The 8,899-nt window shown below is 40.7% G+C and carries 10 protein-coding genes and 1 pseudogene; 4 read left to right on the top strand and 7 right to left on the bottom strand.

Going from position 1 to position 8,899, the window contains the following annotated elements; genetic code table 11:
* Positions 1-36: 36 nt before the first annotated feature.
* Positions 37-366 (top strand): annotated as a pseudogene (locus tag ACUVXA_RS11975) (fasciclin domain-containing protein); the annotation flags it as partial.
* Here ACUVXA_RS11975 and ACUVXA_RS11970 read toward each other — a convergent pair.
* From ACUVXA_RS11970 to ACUVXA_RS11940, 7 genes are all read right to left on the bottom strand, one after another.
* Entirely contained in the window at positions 350-685 is a 336-nt protein-coding gene (locus ACUVXA_RS11970; protein WP_445871501.1) for a type II toxin-antitoxin system VapC family toxin, read from the bottom strand. The pseudogene ACUVXA_RS11975 and the gene ACUVXA_RS11970 sit on opposite strands and share 17 nt — an antisense overlap.
* Positions 682-858: a hypothetical protein gene (locus tag ACUVXA_RS11965; protein ID WP_445871500.1), complete on the bottom strand. Its 177-nt coding sequence runs from the start codon at positions 856-858 to the stop codon at positions 682-684. Before ACUVXA_RS11965 ends, ACUVXA_RS11970 begins: the two co-directional genes overlap by 4 nt.
* A gap of 206 nt (positions 859-1,064) precedes the next feature.
* The gene (locus ACUVXA_RS11960) at positions 1,065-2,282 is read right to left on the bottom strand and encodes a (Fe-S)-binding protein (protein ID WP_445871499.1); all 1,218 of its coding nucleotides are present in this window, start codon (positions 2,280-2,282) and stop codon (positions 1,065-1,067) included.
* On the bottom strand, positions 2,275-3,786 hold the full coding sequence (locus ACUVXA_RS11955) for an FAD-binding oxidoreductase (RefSeq protein ID WP_445871498.1): 1,512 nt from the start codon (positions 3,784-3,786) through the stop codon (positions 2,275-2,277). The genes ACUVXA_RS11960 and ACUVXA_RS11955 overlap by 8 nt, the downstream gene beginning before the upstream one ends.
* Before the next feature lie 21 nt (positions 3,787-3,807).
* Positions 3,808-4,566, bottom strand: coding sequence for an acetoacetate decarboxylase family protein (locus ACUVXA_RS11950; protein WP_445871497.1), 759 nt, complete (start codon positions 4,564-4,566; stop codon positions 3,808-3,810).
* Positions 4,567-4,882: 316 nt separating this feature from the next.
* The gene (locus ACUVXA_RS11945; RefSeq protein WP_445871496.1) at positions 4,883-5,911 is read right to left on the bottom strand and encodes an NAD(P)H-dependent flavin oxidoreductase; all 1,029 of its coding nucleotides are present in this window, start codon (positions 5,909-5,911) and stop codon (positions 4,883-4,885) included.
* 101 nt (positions 5,912-6,012) lie between these two features.
* A complete protein-coding gene (locus ACUVXA_RS11940) occupies positions 6,013-6,228 on the bottom strand; it encodes a hypothetical protein (RefSeq protein WP_445871495.1) in 216 nt (71 codons plus the stop codon).
* Between the two features lie 250 nt (positions 6,229-6,478).
* On the opposite strand from ACUVXA_RS11940, the gene ACUVXA_RS11935 reads away from it, so the two are divergent.
* From ACUVXA_RS11935 to ACUVXA_RS11925, 3 genes are all read left to right on the top strand, one after another.
* Positions 6,479-6,745: a rhodanese-like domain-containing protein gene (locus tag ACUVXA_RS11935; RefSeq protein WP_445871494.1), complete on the top strand. Its 267-nt coding sequence runs from the start codon at positions 6,479-6,481 to the stop codon at positions 6,743-6,745.
* 909 nt (positions 6,746-7,654) lie between these two features.
* Positions 7,655-8,014: a hypothetical protein gene (locus tag ACUVXA_RS11930; RefSeq protein WP_445871493.1), complete on the top strand. Its 360-nt coding sequence runs from the start codon at positions 7,655-7,657 to the stop codon at positions 8,012-8,014.
* Positions 8,015-8,420: 406 nt separating this feature from the next.
* Positions 8,421-8,612 carry a hypothetical protein gene (locus ACUVXA_RS11925; RefSeq protein WP_445871492.1) on the top strand — a complete coding sequence of 64 codons (192 nt, stop codon included), beginning with the start codon at positions 8,421-8,423 and terminating at the stop codon, positions 8,610-8,612.
* Positions 8,613-8,899: the final 287 nt, after the last annotated feature.

The following is an 8,899-nucleotide window of genomic DNA, read 5'->3' as shown; positions in this document are numbered from 1 at the left end:
TCTGGAAGTGTCCTAGATGGGTAAGTTTCGGACAACGGTTTAGTAGATACACTTAGTGGAAAAGGATCATTCACAGTCTTTGCTCTAAACGATGCAGCTTTCGCTAAGTTACCAAAGGGAACAGTAGAAGGGCTACTAAAAGACAAGAAAAAATTGACTAGTGTTCTGACCTATCATGTGGTACCCGGAAAAGTAATGTCTAAAGACGCAGTGAAGCTAAAGAAAGCCAAGACCGTCCAAGGACAAGAGGTCAAAATTGATGCTACAAAAGGAGTAAAGATAGACAACGCCAAAGTCATAAAGGCTGATATCGAGTGCTCCAAAGGAGTAATCCACGTGATAGACTCAGTCATACTACCAAAGTAAAACTCAAACATTTCTCAGCATACTTTACAAAAAGCTCCCAAGATTTCCTAAAGATTTCACTACTCACTCTAAGCATTATAATAAAGTTCGGTGTTTTTAATCCACCTAATATCATTTCTCCCAAACTTCGAGTAATAGATGGATTATTTGTACGGTTAAGAGCTGTCGTGAAGCTTTCATCAAAAATATAATCTGAGGTATAAATCGTTCCGAATTCTCCACTTACCGCCTTCTTAATTAGTTTTAAGGCTTTATCATGATTTTTATCCCTCGTATTATGGAATGCCACGAAAATTAAAGAATCTATAAAAATGCTCACTCAGTATCCTCCTTGCCGTATAGCAAAAGACCAATTTCTTCCTCTTTCGTTTCTACACCCCAGTCCTCTGGAATTTTCATTAGTTTTTCGATTTCTTCGGGTGAAAGAAGCCTAACAATGCCAGAGAGCCTGATTAACTCCTCCTCTCTCCCTTCAAAGCTCTTAACAATCATCTCTAGAATTTCCTGTTGAGAAAACTTTTTACCGGTCTGAAATACTATTCTAGACTGAATTGTCTCAATGATGCGTTTACTCTCCTCGCAGATTTTAATTGAAGTGCTAATTTATTCTACCAAAGAAAAAAAGTAGAAAATTATACTTTCTATATCTTTCTACATTTTTTAGCTTAACAATTCTCTTCCTTATTAGCGAGATCTTTTCAAATTTCAAACAAGTCCACTATGTCCAAAACCGGTATACCCTCTTTTTCTGATAGTGATCTTAGATTATTTTCACAGAATGGACAAACGGTTACGATGTAATCCGCCCCGACTTCTTTTGCATCCCCCACCCTTACTCGTGCAATTTTTTCTGCGAGATCTGGGAATCCCGATTTTAATCCTCCACCTGCACCACAGCACCAAGAGGCGGTTCGATTCCGATTCATTTCCACAAACTCCACTCCAAGCAACTTTTTTATTATTTCGCGAGGGGGCTCATAGAAATCGCAGTGACGCCCGATATGGCAGGGGTCATGATAGGTTAATTTCTTACCTTTGAAATCCTCCCTGAGTTTCAGCCTTTCTTCTTTTAGTAGCCGATCTAGGATTTCGGTTATGTGAACCACCTTGAAGGGTAATTCTTTTCCGTAAATCTCTGGGTAGTCTTTTTTGAGAGTTCGGTAGCATCCTGCACAGTGAACGACCACTTCTTTTGCACCGGCGTCTTGGAATGCTTTTATATTGTGTAAAGCTAGCTCCTCTGCTAGATCGTACATACCGGTTCTTAGTGCTACTGAGCCGCAGCAGTACTCTTCGGGGTGTATCACCGCTGGCGTGACTCCCGCTGAGAGCAGTAGTTTAACGATTCTTTGGATGAGTTCGGGTTGTCTGTAGGGTTCGGTGCATCCCATGAAGAATGCAAGCTCGCCTCTGGATGGCAACTCTACCCCTTCTGGTATCCAGGCGACTCGATTCTCGTGTAGTTCCATGTAAGGATTATGCTCTTTTTCACACCATTCCAATATTTCCCTATGTCGGGGCATGGGTCCATAGCCCGCATCAACTAGGTCGGCTCGAAGAGCCTCATAGATTTTAGTGTGGTCTAGGTACCTGCCTATGGAAAGACTGATGTCAGGATCCATGGACTGGTGGCAAGTTGCGTGGCAGTCGCCGCAAGTGGTACACTGATATATAACGTTAGCCAACTCTTGGCTGGGTTGCAGTTTTCCCTCCAAGAGTCCCCGTATTATCTGCATCTTCCCCCGTGCAAAGAAGGGTTCAAAACCCGCAGTGTGTTCCAGCACCGGGCACACTTTGTACCTTCCCACGGTATATCTGACTGCTGTGCGGCAGTCACCACAGGCGATACAGCCATAAACCATGTCTCCCAGTTTCTTGAGGTGCCTTAGTTTCTCTACTTCTTCGGTCTTAGTCATTTTTCTCTTCCTCCGAGCTGTAGAAGTGAAACTTTCCGGGGCTTAACAGATAGTTAGGATCCACAGCTCTCTTTATATCTTTGAAAAATTTGATAAACTGTGGTGGAAAAGCATCGGCTTCCATTATAGCCTGACTAATAACCTCACCCAGCCAGTAGTGGACACCACCGTATTTTACTTGGAAGTGGAGTCTATCTTTCCAGAATTTTAGGTTATTTTCTCTCGTCTCGGGCTTGTTCCACCCACTCATTCCCCCCACGATAACGCACTCCCCTCTAGGCATCATGTAAACTATTGCCGCAGTAACCGAAGCCACCATAACATTGGAGTATTCTGGCTGCCTTTGAAGCGTGTGCTCTTCGGAAACTTTGAATACTTCGGGCATCTGGTCCAGGGGAACCTTATGACAGGTAGTACAGCTGAAGTGACCCGGAACCACGCCGAATACCCCATGGAAGTACTGCCATTGACCCTGCTTTTTCCCTACCCACTCCGCAATGTTTCCTTCTTTAAGCGAAGGACCAAGTTCTTTCACGTCGGGTTTGGCGAATTCTTCGTGCACAATATCTCTTGCAATCTCAAACATTTTTTCATTATCCGCCTCTACCGCTACCAGCATCACAGGTTTTGTAAGCATCATATCTCTCCAAGGTTTGATAACTTCGGTCAACGCATAAATCATAACTACCGGTGCTGGAGTAAGAGTGATGTCTGAAATGCCCCAACTGCACCTACGCTGAAGTCTGTGGGTAATATTGACCACGAATTCATAGTTATCCGGCACAATGAAAGTGTATCCTTCCCTATACTCGGGCAATGGGTAAATCTTCATAACTGCCTTGGTTTTAATTCCCATAGTTCCCACATCGCCCATGAAAAGACCCGTGAAGTCTGGTCCCATACCCCACCTGCTGAAGGGCTTCTTTACATACTGGCTCGCTCCAGAACCGGTAACTATAATGTCGCCCTCTGGGTTTGGGAGAACCACCTCCACCCCTATACAGTTCTCGGAAACCGGGCCATACTTCGTGGAGCCAAAACCAATAGTGTTATTCGAAAGTCCACCCCCAATAGTGGCACTCATACCCGAGCCAGGTCCCTCAATACCCGTGGTGTAACCCTTTTTATGAAGATATTCTATCAGTTCACCCCAAGTAATGCCGCACTCCACCACAATATTTCCTACATCCTCGTTCAACTCGATAACCTTATTCATACGGGTAAGATCAATGACAATCCCTCCCTCCACGATGGGTTTTGAACCCCCCACAAGATCAGCTCCGCCCCCTCGTGGGATCATGGGAATCTTGTACTTGTTCGCCACCCTAACGATGTGTGAAACCTCTTGAGTGGTGCTGGGACGAACCACGATATCCGGCCAGCGGTCAGGCAAAGCGGGATCCACGTTTCGGGAGTAGGCCTGCCTTACAAAGTCTTGGTCAGAAATGTAGTCCGCTCCCAGTACATCCTCCAGTTCCCGGTACGCTTTTTCTGTGACTAACAAAAAATTCACCTCTAAGAATGATTAGTAGCTTCGAGAATAAACGAACGGAAGATATTTCTCGGTATCTTCACCCACCGCTCTTAAGAGAACGGTTCCCCTAGACATTTTGGGTGTACCTATAGTGTAAATCATGGCCATATTCATAACTGGCTCTATTTCGTATAGGGGGTCTGCTTCCGATTTCTCAAATTTAATAGTTCCGGTTCCGGTGTGTGTTTCTTTAGGTTCAGTGGTGATGTCAATGGAAAGAATTTCTGCTAGGCTGAGACCTTCCATGTCTGGGCTGGGAAAAACCCTCAGAGAGAAGGTGGGTCCAAATCCCATGGTACCCTCTATCCTACCCGTTAATGTGGCTTCCATATCAATGATTTTTATTCCTCCCCGCTCCAATGTTCCTTTGACCTTGTCACCTTCCTTCTTCAAATCGATTTTAGCAATTTTCTTTGGAAGTCCGTATATCTCTCTTCCCCCAATCATAGCCACATCGTCATCAACATACATACAGGGACAGTAAACTCCATCTATCCGCCCCTGCTCAGCCGGAAAACTGGCTTGCACAAACATCGCCGCCTCGTTATAAGTCACACCAAAGTTTGACTCCTGATACTCCGCAACAAAAACTAACACTATTCCTTCTTTTCCCGCCTCCAGTGGTGGGGGGAGAATCTTCTGAATGATTTCCGGCTTCGAAATATAAAGGCTAGCTAAAATTTTTGCGTTGGGCCACATATATGGTGGTCTTGGAATAATTTTATCGAAATCTTCACGATAAAAACTCAAAATAACCTCACCTCTTCCAATCAAAATTAAACATTTAGAGTAGTTAATAATTATTAGTTCGGGGTATTAGCATTAAAAATTTTCTGGCTTCCTCCATTGCTTCTGCACCCCAAGTGAAGTGTAAACTTGTCCTGACTAACATAATAGGTTTTGGTGTTGCTGCTTTGGATGCCTCAGTTTTGCTCCACATTTTAGCAAAGGAGAAATCGGGTAAAATCTAATGGGCATTAATACACAAAGTGGGATTCTTTCCCTCTTTTTCTAAAGAAAAAAAGTGGATTTTTAAATAATTTTTATTCTTAATTTCCAAGAATTTTTAGAACTTGCCTTTTACCTGGTTAATGATTTCTTCGGCTTCCTTAACAATTCGCTCAATCAATTCCTTACAGGAAACTACATCATTGATGAGTCCTATTGATTGCCCTACCGGGATTAGTCCGACATTCATATTTCCTTTTTCCCATATTTCGGGTCCCCAGGTGCCGGCGATGTGGGGCAGTATCTCTTCCAATCCGCCTTTGCGCTCCTCTATCTCCATAACCTTCCTTATGGAATCATTTAGTAGGGCTCGTCCCTGGAGGCCTATGGTGTTTCCGTAGAGTACAGTTTCGTTTTCTTGACGGCGAATGATCTCCTGTTTAACGTTGGGGTGAACATCGCATTCTTTGGTGCATATGAAGCGGGTGGCCATCATTATGCCATCCGCACCCAGGCAGAGTGCTGCGGCTAGGCTACGGCCATTGACCATTCCTCCGGTTGTAATGACCGGTATTTTCACTGATTCCGCGATGCGAGGTGTGAGCACCGTGGTTGCCACGTTTTCATTGAGGGGATGTCCTCCTTCCTCTACTCCGGCTGCGATCACTGCGCTGTAGCCGACCTTTTCTGCGTGTTTGGCGTGTCTTACGGCTCCCACCTTGTGGACCAGTTTAACATCTGCTTCCAAGAGCCTGTCTAGGTACTCCCCGTTTGCCAATCGGTCTGCGGGCATGCCGGAAATCTCCACCGCGGGCACATTCTCTTCGATTATGGCGTCAAAATAATTCTTGTAGTTTTCCTCGCCCAGGTGTACTGCAGGTAGCATGGTTACGTTACACCAGAATGGTTTGTCTGTGAGTTTCCGCACCTCCCGTATAGCTTTCACAAAATCTTCCTTCTCGGGATACGTGGAGGCGGTAAGGCTGCCTAAGCCTCCGGCATTGGAAACCGCTGCACACAGTTTTGGTACACAAAGTCGGTGCATTCCTCCACAGAGTATGGGATGCTTAATTCCAAATAATTCGGTTATTCGCGTTTTCAAAAAATTATCCTCCTTAAGTGTCCGAAATATGTTATTTTCGAGCATTAAGATGATTATTTACTTTAATAAAAACTAGTATAAAAATAATTATGTTAAATAAGTGTTTTTTCCCAATTCATTTTAGCTAGTTTCTGAATTTTTCATTTTTATTTTTTATACTTTTTATCATAGTGATTATTTACTTGATAGCATTCTCTGTTGAGTTCATTTGCGAATACACATCGCCTTTCTATGTTTTCTTTGGTGGCTTTAATACAACCCCAGCACATCATTTTTCCGGATCCAAATTTTTTACGGGAGTTCTCCGCTCGAATCTCTTCGCATAATTGGAGGGCGATTTCTTTTGGTATTGGTCCTTCCAATGCTCATTCCACCTCTATTAGAATTCCTAAATTTTAATATTTAAAACTTGTTTCATTGGAAATTTTTAGTTATCCTTCTTTTATTAATTTTAGATAAACTATTTTAATGTTGAAGACGTAACCTAAATTAAAGAACTTGAGAGTTTTTCTAAAAGGGAATATTTGAAAATTTTTAACTTGAAGGAGGGCTTATTATGGTTGAGCTTATTGATGGACCTACATTGAAGAAGTGGATTGATTCCGGGAAAAAATGATTATTGCTGATGCTCGGGCATCAGAGGAATTTGAGAAAGCACATATACCGGGGGCGATCTCGCTGCTCATTGCGGAAGTGGAGAAGCGTGCTGCTTCTGTTTTAAAAAAAGGTGTGCCGATTGTGACTTACAGTGAAGATATTAATTGCCCGGCTAAAATAATATTAGCAGAAAGACTAGAAAAATTGGGCTACCAGCCTATCTATGCCTATGAGGGAAGCTATGCTGATTGGGTTGAGCTGGGCTACCCCCTAGAAAAATAGAATTAGTAGCTGCGAGGTTTAAGTCTTGGATACTATCTCCAATTCTTTTCTGCAGAAGTTAAGATGGGCAACTATTGCGTTAATTTTATTAGGTTTTATCATTTACCTCTTCGGCTTTGCTTACGGCTTTTTCGTTGCTTTTACATTCTATTCTGGGGGATTTTGGTATGAGTTAAATTGGCTTCAATTTTTTAGTTTTACGATTTATCCTAGGAGTTACATTATATTTTACAATTCTCCTTGGCCTTATGTTCCCTGGTTCTTCTCTCCCTTAAGTGCTGTTATTATTCTACTCGCTCTCTTTACAGTATTCTTAGCTATTTTGAGCAAGTTTGAATGGTTTTTTCTAACAATGATCTCTAGTTTACTAATCATTTTTATTCAGTTTTCACTGATTTGGGAAATCACTATTAACGGAGATTTGTACTTTTTAGGCTTTCACTTTACAAGCTTGTTGAGTCTATTGGGCAGTCCCCCCTTCTATTTAAATTTTTTAAGCTTCAGTAATCTCCTTTATATCCTTATACCTTCAATCACTTTTGCTGCTGGTTGCTGTATTTTTATGTTTTTGTACTATTTTGATGGGAAGAAATTGTTTTCCGACCTTGCCATTCCCGGTGTTGGTAGAATCGTTTTTATGCGAGGAGAATTTTTTCGATTTTTACTCACAGCTGAATATATGTTGCTATTTTTGATACCTCTATTTCTCGTAGTTGGTCTTATAAAAAAATTTTTGAAATTGAATTCCCCGCTTATCTGTTAATTAATGGCTATAATTTGTATGAGATTTTGTATGTTCTAATAGTTTTTTCAATTGGCTTATACTTATTAGGCCGATATCTGGAAAATCGGTTTCGAAATGAATTGGCGAGAGAATACATACCGATCCTTTCCAGCAAATTGAGGTTCATGAAAAAACCAGTTATTAGTGTAGACGAATTGAGAAAAGATTTGGGTCTCAATAAAGTTTGGAGACTGGTTTTCAAAGATGTTATTAGACGAATGTTGAGACCGGCTAATGTTGAAGGCCTGCTTTACTTCGGTATTTGTTCAAATATTGTGTTCCTCAAAGAGCCTCTAGTTAAACAATTCAAAAAAGATCTAAATAAAAACGATTTCATAGATATATTAGGTAAAGCTTCAGAATTGGAGATTAAACCAGGCGTTCTAAGGGGAATATGTAAAGTTCTCATCAGAGAAGGATTCCTTGGAGAAACTAAAATCTCAAAACATCGCGTCATTAAAATCGCTAAAGATAAAAACGGTTAATGATAAAGGCAATAAAAACAAAATTGAATTAAAATATCCTTTAGAAGCATAAAATTTTTTACAACATCACTAATTTGAGGGAGGCTTAATTGAAATAATTGAAGATAATAAACGATTTTTTGGGATTAAATTTGTAGGCTTTTTATTTATTACTCTAGCAATACTCGCTATTGTAGAATTGACTATTCTATTAATTACATATATTAAAACAAATTCCGAAATTTCCTATTGGGCAGTAACCTTTTGGTTTCTAGGTTTACTGAATATGGAAATATTACCTGCTAGCTCAGGATTCTTTTTTAAGATTTTAATCACTATTCAAACAGGGCATAGTTTTCCCTTTATTGCCATTATTCTGGGCGTTACCACTTTTTTCAACTCTGCTATTGCTAATGGGGTGCTGGATATGAAAATTTATTCTTACACATTCGGTACAAAATTCACAATTTTATATGCTGCTATCAACACAGTCATAGTGTTTTATTACTGGGCTGCCGGCCTACAACCCATAATTTACATTGCCGCTTTAATAAGCGTACTAATTTGCATCATTATCCTATACTATTTCCCAAAACTTATCAAACGCAAATACACTTAATAGCAGTTCAAAACTTATATTCAATAATACACCTCTTTCAATTAGTTAAATGGCATTTTTTAAGATGTGCATTCTCTCCAGCGTTTCCGCATTTCTCTTGACTCTTCAATCTCCTATGCCAATTTTTTAAAATACGGTTTGTTAAAAAAAATTTGCATATTTATAGATTCAACTAGATTATTGCCAGTAAATTCTTGAAAAATTGGAGCAGCTTGCTATGAATCCCAATAAATCGCTCTTAAATAAGATTTTTGTGGCTGATTTTTCCAGTTTTCTTATGAAGGTTT

The organism is Candidatus Jordarchaeum sp., assembly GCF_052745115.1.
Note: the sequence above shows the minus strand (reverse complement) of the source record. Positions and strands in the feature narration are given on the sequence as shown.